Origin of the sequence: Pseudomonas sp. TH21 (assembly GCF_016651025.1) — a bacterium.
GTDB classification, from domain to species: domain Bacteria; phylum Pseudomonadota; class Gammaproteobacteria; order Pseudomonadales; family Pseudomonadaceae; genus Aquipseudomonas; species Aquipseudomonas aylmerensis.
Map to the genome: position 1 here is coordinate 2,095,478 of NZ_JAEKEQ010000001.1, position 14,236 is coordinate 2,109,713.

Annotated in this window: 11 protein-coding genes; 5 read left to right on the plus strand and 6 right to left on the minus strand. The window is 60.5% G+C overall.

What is annotated here, in order from left to right; all coding sequences use genetic code 11:
- Positions 1–14 precede the first annotated feature (14 nt).
- On the minus strand, positions 15–716 hold the full coding sequence (locus JFU04_RS09475; RefSeq protein ID WP_120448085.1) for a histidine phosphatase family protein: 702 nt from the start codon (positions 714–716) through the stop codon (positions 15–17).
- Between the two features lie 251 nt (positions 717–967).
- Between JFU04_RS09475 and JFU04_RS09480 the strand changes: the two genes are divergently transcribed.
- The 3 genes from JFU04_RS09480 (at position 968) to hemB (ending at position 3,617) form a co-directional block, all read left to right on the plus strand.
- On the plus strand, positions 968–1,666 hold the full coding sequence (locus JFU04_RS09480) for a glutathione S-transferase N-terminal domain-containing protein (protein ID WP_120448086.1): 699 nt from the start codon (positions 968–970) through the stop codon (positions 1,664–1,666).
- A gap of 3 nt (positions 1,667–1,669) precedes the next feature.
- A complete protein-coding gene (locus JFU04_RS09485) occupies positions 1,670–2,512 on the plus strand; it encodes a PhzF family phenazine biosynthesis protein (RefSeq protein WP_201143922.1) in 843 nt (280 codons plus the stop codon).
- 130 nt (positions 2,513–2,642) lie between these two features.
- Entirely contained in the window at positions 2,643–3,617 is a 975-nt protein-coding gene (gene hemB, locus JFU04_RS09490) for a porphobilinogen synthase (protein ID WP_201143923.1), read from the plus strand.
- A gap of 68 nt (positions 3,618–3,685) precedes the next feature.
- Here hemB and JFU04_RS09495 read toward each other — a convergent pair whose 3' ends face one another.
- The 3 genes from JFU04_RS09495 to JFU04_RS09505 all read right to left on the minus strand — a co-directional run bounded on the left by JFU04_RS09495 (position 3,686) and on the right by JFU04_RS09505 (position 9,775).
- Positions 3,686–4,102 (minus strand): hypothetical protein, encoded by a 417-nt coding sequence (locus tag JFU04_RS09495; protein ID WP_201143924.1) that lies wholly within the window; start codon positions 4,100–4,102, stop codon positions 3,686–3,688.
- A gap of 7 nt (positions 4,103–4,109) precedes the next feature.
- Positions 4,110–8,906: an RHS repeat-associated core domain-containing protein gene (locus JFU04_RS09500; protein ID WP_201146358.1), complete on the minus strand. Its 4,797-nt coding sequence runs from the start codon at positions 8,904–8,906 to the stop codon at positions 4,110–4,112.
- A 254-nt stretch (positions 8,907–9,160) separates the two neighbouring features.
- Complete coding sequence (locus JFU04_RS09505; RefSeq protein WP_120448089.1) at positions 9,161–9,775, minus strand: LysE family translocator; 615 nt, start codon at positions 9,773–9,775, stop codon at positions 9,161–9,163.
- 146 nt (positions 9,776–9,921) lie between these two features.
- Between JFU04_RS09505 and JFU04_RS09510 the strand changes: the two genes are divergently transcribed.
- Positions 9,922–11,007, plus strand: coding sequence for a DUF1615 domain-containing protein (locus JFU04_RS09510; RefSeq protein ID WP_065905544.1), 1,086 nt, complete (start codon positions 9,922–9,924; stop codon positions 11,005–11,007).
- 472 nt (positions 11,008–11,479) lie between these two features.
- On the opposite strand, the gene JFU04_RS09515 is transcribed toward JFU04_RS09510, so the two are convergent.
- Complete coding sequence (locus JFU04_RS09515) at positions 11,480–12,298, minus strand: DUF4349 domain-containing protein (RefSeq protein WP_201143925.1); 819 nt, start codon at positions 12,296–12,298, stop codon at positions 11,480–11,482.
- Positions 12,299–12,454: 156 nt separating this feature from the next.
- Here JFU04_RS09515 and JFU04_RS09520 point away from each other — a divergent pair, with 156 nt between their 5' ends.
- On the plus strand, positions 12,455–12,871 hold the full coding sequence (locus JFU04_RS09520; protein WP_065905546.1) for a PaaI family thioesterase: 417 nt from the start codon (positions 12,455–12,457) through the stop codon (positions 12,869–12,871).
- A 181-nt stretch (positions 12,872–13,052) separates the two neighbouring features.
- Here JFU04_RS09520 and JFU04_RS09525 read toward each other — a convergent pair whose 3' ends face one another.
- Entirely contained in the window at positions 13,053–14,234 is a 1,182-nt protein-coding gene (locus JFU04_RS09525) for an acetyl-CoA C-acetyltransferase (protein ID WP_065905547.1), read from the minus strand.
- Positions 14,235–14,236 lie beyond the last annotated feature (2 nt).

A 14,236-nucleotide genomic window follows, 5' to 3' on the forward strand; every position in this document is an offset into this window, starting at 1 on the left:
CGCATCATACGCCCTCAGCTATCGGCGCTCACCTGCGTGGGGAGCGGGCAGGTCTCTTCGCCGTTGTCCAGGCCCTGTTTATAGTTGCGGCTCAGCAGCGAGGCCTTGCCGTTGTGCCAGGTCAATGTCAGCACGTACAGCGAGTCATAGTCGCTGCCCGACCAGTCGTCGGTGATGGTGTGTTTTTCGCCCGAGGCCTCGCTGGCCACTTTGTTGATCAACTCCGGCAGGTAGCCGTGGGACCAGGCGGTATAGATGATCGAATTGTGGTACTTGTCCTCGACCAGCTCATCGGCAAGGGCGCTGGTGTCATTCGCCGAAAACTTGATGTTGACCGGCAGGCCCAGCTTGATGGCGCTGGGGCTGATGGTCATCAGCGGGCGAATGTAGCTGTAGGAGTTGTCCAGCTCGCCTTCCTCGACATTGCGCGTCGGGTTGGCCGCGAACACGAAATTGGCCTTGCCGAATTTTTCCGGCAATACCGTGGCCAGGTTCATCGCCCGGTTGAGGCCCTGGCAATTGAGTTGCCCGAGACCACCGGCGGGTTTCTCTCCGTGGCGCAGGAATACCAGGGTTTGCACGCCGTCGACCTGTTCGGCGCTGCTGATGCGCGATTCCAGGGTCAGGCCGATGGCGCCGCCGACCAGCAGCAGCGGCAACATGATGTAGGAGTAGCGTTTGAGGCGCAGCGCAAGGCACAGAGGCTTGATGGTCATGAGTGTCGAGTCTTCGGTGCTTCGGATTAAGGCGGACAAGCCCGGCCCCAGTGACGCATCCGGCGTCCTGCGGTGTTCCTTGTCGATAAAGCGAGGTGCCTCCATTCACCGTAAGAGCGCACTTAAGAGTGTGCCTGGGCCTATTGGTTCGCCCATGCGGGATATTAGCCAGCGGATGTTGCGCATTGATGACCCATGCAGGACAGGTGACAGCTGGCTATCATGGAGGCTTTGCGCACAGGGATTTCCCGATGAACTCAATCGCCGCCTTCCCGATCAACAGTAAATGGCCTGCACAGCATCCGGAGCGCCTGCAACTGTACTCGCTGCCCACGCCCAACGGGGTAAAAGTCTCGATCATGCTCGAAGAGCTGGGGCTGCCCTATGAGGCACACAAAGTCAGCTTCGAGACCCAGGACCAACTGTCGGCGGAATTCCTCTCGCTGAACCCCAACAACAAGATCCCCGCGATCATTGACCCCAACGGCCCCAGCGGGCAGCCGCTGGCCCTGTTCGAGTCCGGGGCGATCCTGATTTACCTGGCGGAAAAAACCAGCCAGTTGCTGTCTGAAGACCCGGCGACACGTTACGAAACCATTCAGTGGCTGATGTTTCAGATGGCCGGTATCGGCCCGATGTTCGGCCAGGTGGGCTTTTTCAATAAGTTCGCCGGCAAGGCCTACGAAGACAAGCGTCCCCGTGACCGCTACGCCGCCGAATCCCGGCGTTTGCTCGATGTCCTGGAAAAGCGCCTGTTGGGCCGCACCTGGATCATGGGCGATGAGTACAGCATTGCCGACATCGCAACCTTTCCGTGGATCCGCAACCTGATCGGCTTCTACGAATCCGGTGACCTGGTGGGCATTGCCGACTTCCCTAACGTACTGCGCGCGCTGGACGGCTTTGTTGCCCGACCGGCGGTCATCCGTGGCCTGAACATACCGAGCTGACCCATGCCGACTTTCGATTTCAAGCAGCTGGATGTATTCAGCAACGTCGCGCTCAAGGGCAACCCGCTGGCCGTGGTGCTCGGCGCCGACAGCCTCAGCGATGCGCAAATGGCGGATTTCGCCCGCTGGACCAATCTCAGTGAAACCACGTTTTTGCTGACGCCCCGCGATCCACGGGCGGACTACCGGGTGCGCATTTTCACCACCTTGCAGGAACTGCCTTTCGCCGGCCATCCGACCCTGGGCAGTTGCCATGCATGGCTGCAGGCCGGGGGCGCGCCCCACGGCGAGGAGATCATCCAGGAATGCGAGATCGGCCTGGTACGCATCCGGCGCCAGGGCGACGAGCTGGCGTTCATCGCGCCGCCGCTGTTGCGTTCAGGTCCAGTCGACGCGCCGTTGCTGGAGCGTGTGCGCCTGGGGTTGGGCCTGGTACCGGGGGCTATCGTGCGCAGCCAGTGGGTCGATAACGGCGCGGGGTGGCTCGCGGTGATGTTGGCCGACCGCCAGCAAGTCCTGGCAGTGCAGCCGGACTTTTCGCAACTGCTGGGGCTGGCCGTGGGTGTGATCGCTCCCTGCAACCCCGCGCATGATGACGTCGACGCGCAGTTTGAGGTGCGTGCCTTTGTCGCAGGCGACGGCGCCCAGGAAGATCCGGCCACCGGCAGCCTGAACGCCGGCGTTGCCCAATGGCTGCTCGGCGAGGGGTTGGCGCCTGAGCGGTATGTGGTCAGCCAGGGCACGGCCATTGGGCGTGCGGGGCGCATTCACGTCGAGCGCCAGGGCGATGAAATCTGGATCGGTGGCGCCGTCGCGGTGTGCATCGCGGGGCGTCTACAGCTCTAGATCAATAAATTATTACGCCCCACGCAATACACTGTTGGGCCCTTGGCATTTGTGTTGCCGGGGCCTGCGGGCATAAGCTTTCGCCCCATTGTTTTCTGCCTCTACTGTTTTACACCCAGTCAGGACCGCCATGACCAGCCAGTTCCCCCAAGCCCGCCCACGCCGCCTGCGCCGCTCCCCGGAGCTGCGTGGCTTGTTCCAGGAAACCGAGTTCACCCTCAACGACCTGGTGTTGCCGATTTTCGTCGAAGAAGAAATCGACGACTTCGTGCCGATCACCAGCATGCCGGGTGTACAGCGTATCCCTGAGAAGAAACTGGCCAGCGAGATCGAGCGTTACGCCCGTGCCGGCATCAAGTCGGTGATGACCTTTGGCGTGTCCCACCACCTCGACGCCAGCGGCAGCGACACCTGGAAGGAACGCGGCCTGGTCTCGCGCATGTCCTCGATCATCAAGGACGCCGTGCCGGAAATGGTGGTGATGTCCGACACCTGCTTCTGCGAATACACCGACCACGGCCACTGCGGCGTGATGCACGGCGCGCATGTCGACAACGACGCGACCCTGGTCAACCTCGGCAAACAAGCCGTGGCGGCCGCCCGCGCGGGCGCTGATGTGATCGCCCCGTCGGCGGCGATGGACGGCCAGGTCCAGGCCATCCGCCGCGCCTTGGACGACGCCGGCTTCACGCATATCCCGATCATGGCCTACTCGACCAAATTCGCCTCGGCCCTCTACGGCCCCTTCCGCGAAGCCGGCGGCAGCGCGCTCAAAGGCGACCGCAAAAGCTACCAGATGAACCCGATGAACCGCCGCGAAGCCGTGCGCGAATCACTGCTGGATGAACAGGAAGGCGCAGACGCCCTGATGGTCAAGCCGGCCGGAGCCTACCTCGACATCATCCGCGACATCCGCGAGGCGTCGCGCCTGCCGGTGGCGGCTTACCAGGTCAGCGGCGAATACGCGATGATCAAGTTCGGCGCCCAGGCGGGCGCGATTGATGAAGCGCGGGTAGTACGCGAGACCTTGGGGTCGATCAAGCGCGCGGGGGCGGACCTTATCTTCACCTACTTCGCGATGGATTTGGCGTTGGCTGGGATCTAAGGGCAGTGCAAACCCTGTGGGGGCAAACGCTCGTCACAGGGTTTGGGTTGTCAGGGAGAGTGGCGGTGTTACCACGTTGACTGGTCTTCGAGGCTGGCTTTTTCGAGGTCGTCTTTCCAGACCTTATTGGCTAAACGGTAGATATCGGCGAAGAAGCCTCTAGGGTCGGCGATTTCTGTTTCGTCCCAAGCCATAGTTATGTACTCGTCGTAATCGCTTTCGAATTCTTTCGAGAAGTCAAAGTCGGGGTTGTTCAACACATCTCTGAGTTCAGACATCAATACGAAGCGATGCCTATATGACAGATACATGAGGTCCTTCAGAATAAAAGAAATTATGATTGTTTCTCGGTCTTTCTCGTTGTTAGGGTCGTACTTCCATAGTTCTTTGCCAGCTGTCTCCTCAAGATCGTAAATCGATAGAGCTCCCAATATATGAGAAATATTAGGAGTGTAAGGAGTATTCATGAATGGGCATTTCAGCATTGTCTACTCACTTAGGGAATGCAGTGAATGGCCGAGTTGGATTGTTTCTGTCAAATCTGACCTCCGCTCTGTCCATGTTTTCAATGTACTTAGGATCGTTTACGTCCCTGCGGTTAGGTTTGTAGCCTCGCCCGGCTCCCGGTAGCTCGACTATAACCACGGGGTTACCTCTTCCATCAAGACCTGTAGGAAATGGTGGGTCGCTTTGCATCCTACCCATGGCTTTATTTATAGCGTGGAGCTGCATTCCCCAGGTTTTAAATTGGGAGCTGGAATTAATAGTTCCTCTCGCCCCAGTGGTCGGATTTGTTCCATCAATAGATCTTTGCTTTAAAGCGTTGTCTGGTATCTCTGGGCCATGCTTTTCAACCGAGTGCATATCGTATTTCTGCTCCCAATCCAGTACTTTTTGTTTTGCATTTGCCTCTGCCAGTTCATCTATTCTCGTCTGTCGTTGAGTGTGCGCCAGTTGAGGTAGAGCGGGCGCGCCTTCATTAACGCTCGGCTTCAAAAAAATAGGAGGAGCGTTAGGCTTGCATTCGTCTCCACCTGGACATGAGCTTAACCCTAACGGATCAACCCATCCCGTAGGATTGGGCACGTACAGGTACGCATTGATCCCTCCCGCCAGCTTCACCGGATCCGGCGTCAGGTAGCGGCCAACATCCGGATTGTAGTAGCGATGGCGGTTGTAGTGCAGCCCGCTTTCCTGGTCAAAGTACTGACCTTGGAAGCGCAGCGGGTTGTCGACTTTTCCGACGTCTAGGCGGCTGATTTCTCCGTAGGCACGGTAATGCGCGGACCAGACGATTTTGCCATCCGGGGCGGTGAGTTCCTGTGGGGTGCCCAGGTGGTCGAGTTGGTAGTGGTAGGGCTTGGTGTCCTTCGGGCCGAAGCCTTCCAACAGGGCGAGCGGGCGGAAGCTATTCGGTTCGTAGAGATAGCTGCGATGGCGATCCGCATGATGCTCAGCAATCAGCTTGTCGCCTTGCCAGAAAAACTCCGTGGTTATGTCATCAACGGTTTTGCTGATCCGCCGTCCAAACGGGTCATAGCCGTAGCTGGCCGTCCGCCCGTTGGGCTGAGTGATACCTATCAACCGATGCTGGCAGTCGTAGCGGTATTCGGTGATCAGCGCGTGCCCACGGCCACGTCGTTCGCGGATCAGGTTGCCGAAGGCGTCGTAGTCGTAATGGCGGTCGCCCTGGATCATCAGCCGGTTGCCGGCGACGATGTCCGGACCGGAACGGTCTTGCATCAACAGGTTACCGGCCGGGTCGTGGCCGAAGCGTTCTTGCACGTCCTGCGAGTGGTCGGCGCGGGTCAGGCGGTCGAGGGGGTCGTAGTGGTAGTGGTGTTCGCCTTTGTGGGTGTCGAGCAGGCGGGTGAGGTTGCCGGATTTGTCGTAGTCGTATTGGCGTTGGTAAATCGCGCCTTCGACGTCGCTTATACCGTGAGCGAACAGACGTCCTTGAGCGTTGTATTGGTAACTGCTGAGCAGCCTGCCTTGGCCTCGTTGGTGTTCACGGCCTGCATCGAAAAGGTGAGTGGTGAGCGTCTGGTCATTTAACTCGACCTTCGCCAGTTGCCCACCCTTATCGTGTTTGAACACCACGCGACTGTTGTCGGGTAGACGCAGGTATTGCAGCTGCCCGCAGGCATCGTAGCCATAGCGCAAGGTGCCCCAGCCTTGGTGTTCGGCGGTGAGGCGGTTTTGCGCATCGTATTCGTAGGCGAGCGCCCAGTGGCCGTCCTCGACGCTGAGGAGATTGCCTTGGCGGTCGTAGGCATAATCAACGACGCTGGCATCGGGAAGTACTTTTCTTACGAGACGGCCAGCGTGGTCTCGCTCATAACGGGTAACCAGCTGACTGCCATCATCGCCGTGCTCGGTTTTTTCCTGCAGGTTGCCGTTGAGGTCGTAGGCATAAGCCGTCCGTTGGCCGTCGAAGCCGACTTCCTGCTGGATCAGGCCATTGAGGTGATAGTCGAGTGTGTAGGTCTCGCCAACCTCGTTTTCGATCTCGGTGAGCAATAACCGCACGTTGTCGTAACGGTATTTGACCTGAGTGCCATCGGCATTGATGCGCCGGCTGATCAGGTGCAAGCCATCGGCATATTCGTAGCGGGTGACATGCCCCAGCTCATCACGCTCGGAGGTGATCTTTCCGTAGGGGTTGTAGCTGTATTCCCGTGCCGCACCAGCTGGCAACACGACACGGGTTAGCCGCCCGACGCTGTCCCACTGATACTCGGTCAGCGCCCCATGCGCATCCTCACGCGCCACCTGCCGCCCGAGATCGTCATAGCGGTAGCGCTTGACGCCGCCATTTGGCAGTTGTTCTTCCAGCAACTGACCACGCTCGTTCCACACCAGCCGATGGCAGCTGTTGTCGGGAAACCAAACTTCGGTCAGTTGTCCCTGCTTGTCGTAGCTGTAGTCCGTTACGTTGCCGTCGGGATCAGTCTTACGAACGATATCGCCCTGATCATTACGCTCGTATTTCCAGGCAGCTTCACCACGCCTTACCACCCGTACGAACCCATTGTCATGCTCGTAGGACGTCGGCTCATCGTCCCCCGGAAACACCGCCACCAAGCGTCCGGCGTCGTCGTACTGATACGCCGTCACCGCCCCCAGCGGATCCTGCTCGACCGTCAGCCGGCCTTTGTCGTCGTAGGATCTGAAATGCTCGGCACCATCCGGATCAATGCGCTGCACCAGTCGCGCCCGCTGGTCGTGCACGTAGACTTCCTGGCTACCATCAGCGTTAAACACCGTGACCTGCCCGTGGTCATCCCAGGCATAGCGCGTGTCCATCTGCGAAAAGCTCGCCCAGTGGCGAACACACCGCGCGGCCTTGCCAGCGCGTTCCCATGCCCAAAAGAAACTCGCGCCACCGGCCAACTGCCGCTCAAGAATGACGTGCTGATCGTCGTACCGATAAACCTCGCGTTCGCCGACGGCATTGGTCGCCGAGACCAGTCGGCCAGCGTCGTCATAGGCGTAGGAAACAACGTTGTGCTCAGTCATCCACTCGAAAGGGCCATGGCCCTTGGCGCGCTGGATCTGGTAGTCCACCGCCACGATGCGACCAAACTCGTAGCGCAGGAACAGCGAACGCCCGACACCGTTATCCAGCCGCTCAATGCGCCCCAAAAGATCCCGGGCAATGCGCAGCCGGTTGTCATACGCATCGCTGATAGCCGTCAGCACACCGTCGCGAAAGTGGTAAAAGCGCGACGCCTGCGCCAACACCAGTTCATCCGGCGAAGCGCCCAAATAGATCGCCGCTTCGGCCAGGCTATTGGTGATTGCGGGTCGAGAAACAGATGGCAAGGGCAGGGTGGTCGAGCGGTTTTCATGATCGGTCCACACCACCGAATCACCGGAAACACTCAGCCGATGCGCCAACGAGTGACTCCAGCCAAACCCCAACCCGCCATCCATTTCCACCGCACTGGTGCGGTACAAGCGGCTCCATTCAAACGGCAAGATCCCATCCAACGTGCCATCGGTGAGAGTGAGCAATTCCTCTCCGGTAACCATCGACACCGGACAGCCGTTAGTGGCGGTCTTATCCGCAGGCGCCGCCGAGTCCCCGTTTGGATTCTTGCCAGCAGCAGGCACATCGTCGACATGCTCCTGCCGAACCAACGTCGTCCGCTGCGTCTTGCCGCGAACCGCCGGCACCGGGTTGGAAATCAGCTGATCCCCAGCCTTCAACGGCACATCCGGAATCACCTTGATCGGCGTCGCTGCGCTCCTCAGCAACAACGGTTTGGCCGCCTCGACATGGCCCTGCACACGAGATTTCCCAAATTGCCTGGCCACCTGTTTGAACCACTGGCGCGCACGACGAGACTTGATGCCGTCCAGGACCTTGGCGCTCATGCCTATCGCCACGCCCATCGCACCGGTGGCGAGGGCCAGCAGCAGGTTGATCAGTACTTCGGCGCTGATTTCCCCGAGCAATTCGTTCATATACGGCGGCGGCATCATCCGCATCCAACTGACCAATACCGACAAGTAAATGAACAGCAGCGGCTCATCGCTGAGTACCAAAATGCCTTTTGCGAGGATTTCGGCGCTGACGTTCAGGAGCTTTTCGAGTTCGGTCCGGGACAGGTAATGCAGCAGCTTCTCGGCATTGGCAAGCGGGTCCATAAGCCACTGAAGCAGCTGCTTGAGGGAATCCCAGAGTTCATACAGCGCATTGCCAAATCCCCGGGCGTAGGCTCGGTGCAGCATCAAGTAGCGCTTGAGGAAATTGGCCTCGGAGTAGTTCGCCCACAGCGGTGCAAACGTGGCGTCCCACTCGCTGCGCAGCCAGCCCTCCAGCGGCCCGATGACCGATTGATAGGAGGCATACAGCGCCTTGAAATGCTCTTGGGAGACGTTGGGGTAGAAGCTGATGCGGTACTGCTGGTTTCGATCGCACTCGGTAACTTCCAGAATGCCGCTGGGCCCGATGGTTTTATGGATGGGCGCCCCCAGCGGGCCGCCGTTTGGGTCGATACGCTGCAACATCACGGGCGTATTGCCGATGGGCACGAACCTCGAACTCTGGAACATGTGCACCAGCGTCAAGGTGCCGTTGGCCTGGCACGCGGCGACGGTACTGCTGGGAAGGATCGAACGGTTGATCGGCGCGACAAGCGCCACCTCACGGCCGACCTTGAATACCTGCTCGACATCCAGCGCCGAAGAGCTGAGGACGCTTTGCGCCAAGGTTTCGTAGGAATTGAGGCAGCGCCTGAAGTCGCTGAGCACGGCTTCGACGTCACGCGTCTTGGCATCCATGGCCGTCAGCAGCAGGAGGCCGATGGTTTGGCTGGTGGCGTTGATCAAGGCGCACCCACCAAAACGGCGGGGCTATCGAAAAAAAACATCTGCAATCCCTCGCACTGTGTGATCAGGCGAGGGACTTTGCAGCGGTTTTTAAGGGATATCTGTAGTGCTTATCCGGCATTGGGGTGGGGCGTTTCAGCAAACATTGTCTGCTTGTGCCCAAGCGCCCAGTGGCTGGCTGGGCGCCCCCACGATCCAGCCAGTGTTCAGCGCTGTGCGAACGCCAAATTCAACCCCAACCCTGCAAAGGCTGCTGCAAAACTGCGGCGCAGCCAATTCTGCACGCGTGGCGATTCGATGACTGCGCGGCGAAATCCATTGGCCAGCAGGCCGTAGAGCACAAACACCGCAAACGTCATCGCCATGAATACGCCGCTCAGCACCAGCATTTGCAAGGCCGGCGCGCTGCTGCCGGGGGTGACGAACTGTGGCAGGAAGGCCAGGAAGAAAATCGTCAGTTTGGGGTTGAGAATGTTCAGCAGGAAACCGCGAATGATCAGGCTGCGCAGGGTGGCAACGATGGGCGTGTCATTCATGGCGAAGGCCGAGCGGTCACGCCAGGTGGCGTAGGCCAGATACAGCAGGTAGGCCACGCCGGCGTATTTGAGTACTTCGAACGCCAGTGCGCTGGTGTGCAGCAGCGCGGAAAGCCCGAGTATGGAAGCCAGCAAGTGCGGGAGGATTCCCGCCGTGCAGCCCAGCGCAGCGAAGATGCTGGCGCGTTTGCCGGCGGTGAGGCCGGTGGAGACGGTAAAGATCACGCCGGTGCCGGGAATCAGCACGACGATCAGGCAGGTGACGAGGAAATTCAAGCTCAGCATGGCATTCAAACTCCTTGTACGAATGGTCGATGACAGATCCTGTCACGTTTGTCTTTTGCTGGCGAGTGCAGCAGGGCGGCGAACGCCGGATAGACTTACCTGTCGATATCAGCGCTAGCTGGCCCATTGTCGTTCAAGGAAGTCCCATGTCCGCATCCCGACTGATCCTGTGCCTCACCACGCTCCTGGTGCTGGCCGGTTGCTCTACAACGCGCGCCCCGCAACAGCCGCAGCGCAGCGAGGCCGAGGTGAAGGCGCAGATCGTGCGCCTGCTGCCGGCAACCGTGAAGGACCGCAACGGATGGGCCCAAGATATCTACACGGCCTTTGATACCCAGAAGATCTACCCCAGCACGGAAAATATTTGCGCCGTGCTGGCGGTGACCGAGCAGGAGTCCACTTATCAGGTCGACCCGCCGGTGCCGAACATGGGCAAGATCGCCCAGGATGAAATCCTGCGCCGTGCCGGCAAGGTGCACGTGCCGGCCTTTGTGGTGCGCAGCGCCTTGCAACTGACTTCGCCCACCGGCAAGACCTACGCAGAACGCCTGAGTGGCGCGCGCACCGAGAAAGACCTCAGCGGCATCTTTGATGATTTCATCAGCGTGGTGCCCCTGGGCAACACGCTGTTTGGTGGCTTCAATCCAGTGCACACCGCAGGCCCCATGCAGGTGAGTATCGATTTTGCGCAGAAACAGGCGCGAGGTTATCCCTACACGGTGGATGGCACGATTCGTCGCGAAGTGTTCACCCGGCGCGGCGGCATGTACTTCGGCATCGCCCATTTGCTCGGTTATCCGGTGAATTACGATCAGCCGCTGTACCGTTTTGCCGACTTCAATGCCGGCTGGTACGCCAGTCGCAACGCCGCGTTTCAAGCGGCTGTCAGCCGTGTCACCGGCACCGAATTGACCTTGGATGGGGATTTGATTCGTTACGGCTCGTTGCTACCCGGCAGCACCGAGCTGGCGGTGCGCTCTCTCGGCGCGAAGCTGGATATGCGCAACCCCAGCATCCGCAGCCAACTTGAGCAAGGCGAGCAGTTGGATTTTGAAGACACCACCCTTTACAAGCGCGTGTTTGCCCTGGCTGATCAGGCGGCCGGCAAACCGCTGCCCCGGGCGATCCTGCCGGGCATTGTGCTCAAGAGCCCGAAGATCACCCGCAACCTGACGACGGCGTGGTTTGCCAACAGGGTCGATGAGCGCTATCAGCGCTGCATGAAGCGCTGATAGCGACCCTATGGCAAGTGGACCTGTTGTGATCGGCCCTGCAGTAATAGGCACTGTGGCGAGCGGCCCTGTGGTGAGCGGCTCTGTGGTGAGCGGGCTTGCCCCGCGTTGGGCTGCGCAGCAGCCCCAAAACAGGCACCGCGTGATAACTGAAAAACCGCATTTTGCTTGATGGGGCTGCTGCGCAGCCCAACGCGGGGCAAGCCCGCTCGCCACAAGAGCCTGACCAGACACAAGAGACTGACCAACCACAAGAGGCTGACTTGCAACAAGAGCCTGACCAGCCACAAGAGGCTGACTTGAAACAAGAGGCTGACCAGCCACAAGAGGCTGACTTGCAACAAGAGCCTGACCAGACACAAGAGGCTGACTTGCCACAAGAGACTGACCTGCAACAAGAGCCTGACCTGCAACAAGAGCCTGACTAGCAAAAAGAACCAGGCCTGCCACGACGTCCTTCTGCCACAAGCGGTCAGCTGTTCACAGAAGGCTGATCTGCCACCTTGGATCTTTTCGCCACGACCAACCGTCGCCACAGCCATACCCACAACCACAACACGGGGAACGCCAGGACTACGAAGGGCAGCACATAACTGGCGCGTTCCAGTGCATCGGCAGTGCCGTCGACCAGGTTGTCGCCCAGGTTGCTGAACATCCGGCTGAAGCGTGACGCCTGGTTCGCGCCGTCGGAGGAGCGGAAGTTCAAGGTGACGCGGTTGGTATCGAGGCGGCGTTGCTGGCCCGCGGCGACTTGGGCCAGTGCCTGCAGTTCGTTTTCGATGCCGGCCTGCTCCTTGCTCAAGGCAATCAAGTCACTGACGGTGATGTCCTTGCGCTTGGCCAATTCGTCGAGGCGTTGCTGCTGGGCTTGGAGGCGGTCCTGGCGGCGTTGCACATCGGCGACAGCGTCGGCCAGGTCTTCGGCAGTGGTGATGCGTTGGCCGAGCTTTCCGCCTTCCGCGGCCAGGGCCACCATCGGTTCCACGCCGGTCGGCGCGATGCGCAGGATGATTTCGCCGCCGTTGCCGTCTTCGGTGATTCCGAGAATATTGCAGGCACCAAAGCGAGCCGACTCACAGGCTTCGCGGGTGGCCTGCATGCGCGGTGCGAGCAGGGCGCCGGGCAGTGCCAGGGTCAACTCATGTTCATAGGCCAATTGTGCGCCGGCCCGGCCTTGCTCGCCGTTGATCACGTTGGCGCGGGAGTGATCCTTGGGCGAGCAGCCGACCAGGGCCAGGCCGGCCAGCAAAATCCATAAAAGCGCGTGAGGTTTGCCGTCCAGATGGCGCATTGCAATTCCTTGGGGTGTGCGGGGAAATTGACCGCGATTAAAGCCGGTCTGTCGGATTAACGCAAAGCATCGCGAAGGATTTGCGTAGCTGATGGTGATGGCTGCTGCGCGGGCGCTGGCGTACACCTCAGGTCTTATCCCAAGGAAGAATCCGCCATGATCAGCCACGCCGTCCCCGAAGGTTTTGTCTCGTTGCCCCGCAGCAGCCCGCTGCTGGATTTGCTCGGCCCGGCATACTGCCGAGGTGAAGGCCTGCAGCTGGAAATCGGCCTGCGGGCCGACAATCGTCACGCCAATGGACGTGGCACCGTGCACGGCGGGGTGTTGGCGACCCTGGCGGATATCGGCATGGGCTACGCGATGGCATTCTCCAGTGAGCCGCCGCTGCCGCTGATTACCGCGAGCATGACCCTGGACTATCTGGGCGCGGTGCAGGTAGGGGAGTGGATTGTGGTGCGCTTGGAACATCACAAGCGTGGACGGCAGATGGCGTTTGCCACGGTGAGTCTGCAGGTTGGGGAGAAGGTGGTGGCACGGGCGAACGCGGTGTTTGCGGTGCCCCGTACGGACTGACAACCGGGGATGATGGGGAGCGCCGGCACGTCAGCGCCTACCCTTTGCATTAAAGAAAAGGCCGGGCTTTTCGTGGAGCCCGGCCGTTTCCGTGTTGCTCTTATCAGCGGGGGCTGCCGTGCAGCTCAATGGGAGCAAGCTCCCTCGCCACCGCGGGCGGTTTCCCCCGTTGCTGTTTGAATCAGCTGCGTTCGAGGGCGAGGGCTACGCCTTGGCCCCCACCGATGCACAGCGTCGCCAGGCCTTTCTTGGCATCGCGCTTGATCATTTCATGCAGCAAGGTCACCAGCACGCGGCAGCCTGAGGCGCCGATCGGGTGGCCGATGGCAATGGCGCCGCCGTTGACGTTGACCTTGTCCGCGTCCCACTCCAGCTCTTTGCCCACTGCCAGCGATTGCGCGGCGAAGGCTTCGTTGGCTTCGATCAGGTCCAGGTCGCCCAGGCTCCAGCCGGCTTTGTCCAGGCAGCGGCGCGTGGCCGATACCGGGCCGATGCCCATGATCGCCGGATCGACGCCGGCATTCGCGTAGCTGGCAATGCGCGCCAGCACGGGCAGGCCGAGGGCCTTGGCTTTGTCGGCACTCATCAGCAGCACCGCAGCGGCGCCGTCGTTGAGGCTGGAGGCGTTGCCGGCAGTGACGCTGCCGTCTTTCTTGAATGCCGGCTTGAGTTTGGCCAGGGACTCGGCGGTGGTGCCGGCGCGCGGCTGCTCGTCCACGGCGAAGGCAATCGGGTCGCCTTTGCGCTGGGGAATCAGGATCGGCGTGATCTCATCGACAAAACGCCCGGCCTCGATGGCTGCCGCAGCTTTTTGCTGGGACGCGGCGGCAAAGGCATCCTGGGCTTCACGGCTGATGCCGTACTTGTCCACCAGGTTCTCGGCGGTGATGCCCATGTGGTAGTCGTTGAACGCATCCCACAGGCCGTCAGTGATCATGCTGTCGATCATCTTGGCGTGGCCCATGCGCAAACCGGTGCGCGCGGCAGGCAATACGTACGGGGCCAGGCTCATGTTTTCCATGCCGCCGGCGATGATCACCTCGGCATCGCCACAGCGGATAGCCTGGGCGCCCAAGTGCAGGGCCTTGAGGCCCGACCCGCAGACCTTGTTCAAGGTCAGGCTGGGTACGGCGTGGGGCAGGCCGGCGAGGATCGAGGCCTGGCGCGCCGGGTTCTGGCCGCTGCCTGCGGTGAGCACCTGGCCGAGAATCACTTCATCCACTTCGGCAGGATCCAGGCCGGTCTGCTCCAGCAGGCGACGGATCACGGCGGCGCCCAGTTCCGGAGCCGGGATGTTCGCAAGCGAACCTTGAAAGCTGCCCACGGCGGTGCGGGTGGCAGCAACAATCACGACGTCTTGCATGG

Bases quoted from the DNA above. Each gene is read 5' to 3' on its own strand.
- JFU04_RS09515 (WP_201143925.1), bottom strand. From the start codon at position 12,298: ATGCGCCATCTGGACGGCAAACCTCACGCGCTTTTATGGATTTTGCTG.
- JFU04_RS09510 (WP_065905544.1), top strand. From the start codon at position 9,922: ATGTCCGCATCCCGACTGATCCTGTGCCTCACCACGCTCCTGGTGCTG.
- JFU04_RS09520 (WP_065905546.1), top strand. From the start codon at position 12,455: ATGATCAGCCACGCCGTCCCCGAAGGTTTTGTCTCGTTGCCCCGCAGC.
- JFU04_RS09475 (WP_120448085.1), bottom strand. From the start codon at position 716: ATGACCATCAAGCCTCTGTGCCTTGCGCTGCGCCTCAAACGCTACTCC.
- JFU04_RS09525 (WP_065905547.1), bottom strand. From the start codon at position 14,234: ATGCAAGACGTCGTGATTGTTGCTGCCACCCGCACCGCCGTGGGCAGC.
- JFU04_RS09505 (WP_120448089.1), bottom strand. From the start codon at position 9,775: ATGCTGAGCTTGAATTTCCTCGTCACCTGCCTGATCGTCGTGCTGATT.
- JFU04_RS09495 (WP_201143924.1), bottom strand. From the start codon at position 4,102: ATGCTGAAATGCCCATTCATGAATACTCCTTACACTCCTAATATTTCT.
- JFU04_RS09480 (WP_120448086.1), top strand. From the start codon at position 968: ATGAACTCAATCGCCGCCTTCCCGATCAACAGTAAATGGCCTGCACAG.
- JFU04_RS09485 (WP_201143922.1), top strand. From the start codon at position 1,670: ATGCCGACTTTCGATTTCAAGCAGCTGGATGTATTCAGCAACGTCGCG.
- JFU04_RS09500 (WP_201146358.1), bottom strand. From the start codon at position 8,906: ATGGATGCCAAGACGCGTGACGTCGAAGCCGTGCTCAGCGACTTCAGG.
- hemB (WP_201143923.1), top strand. From the start codon at position 2,643: ATGACCAGCCAGTTCCCCCAAGCCCGCCCACGCCGCCTGCGCCGCTCC.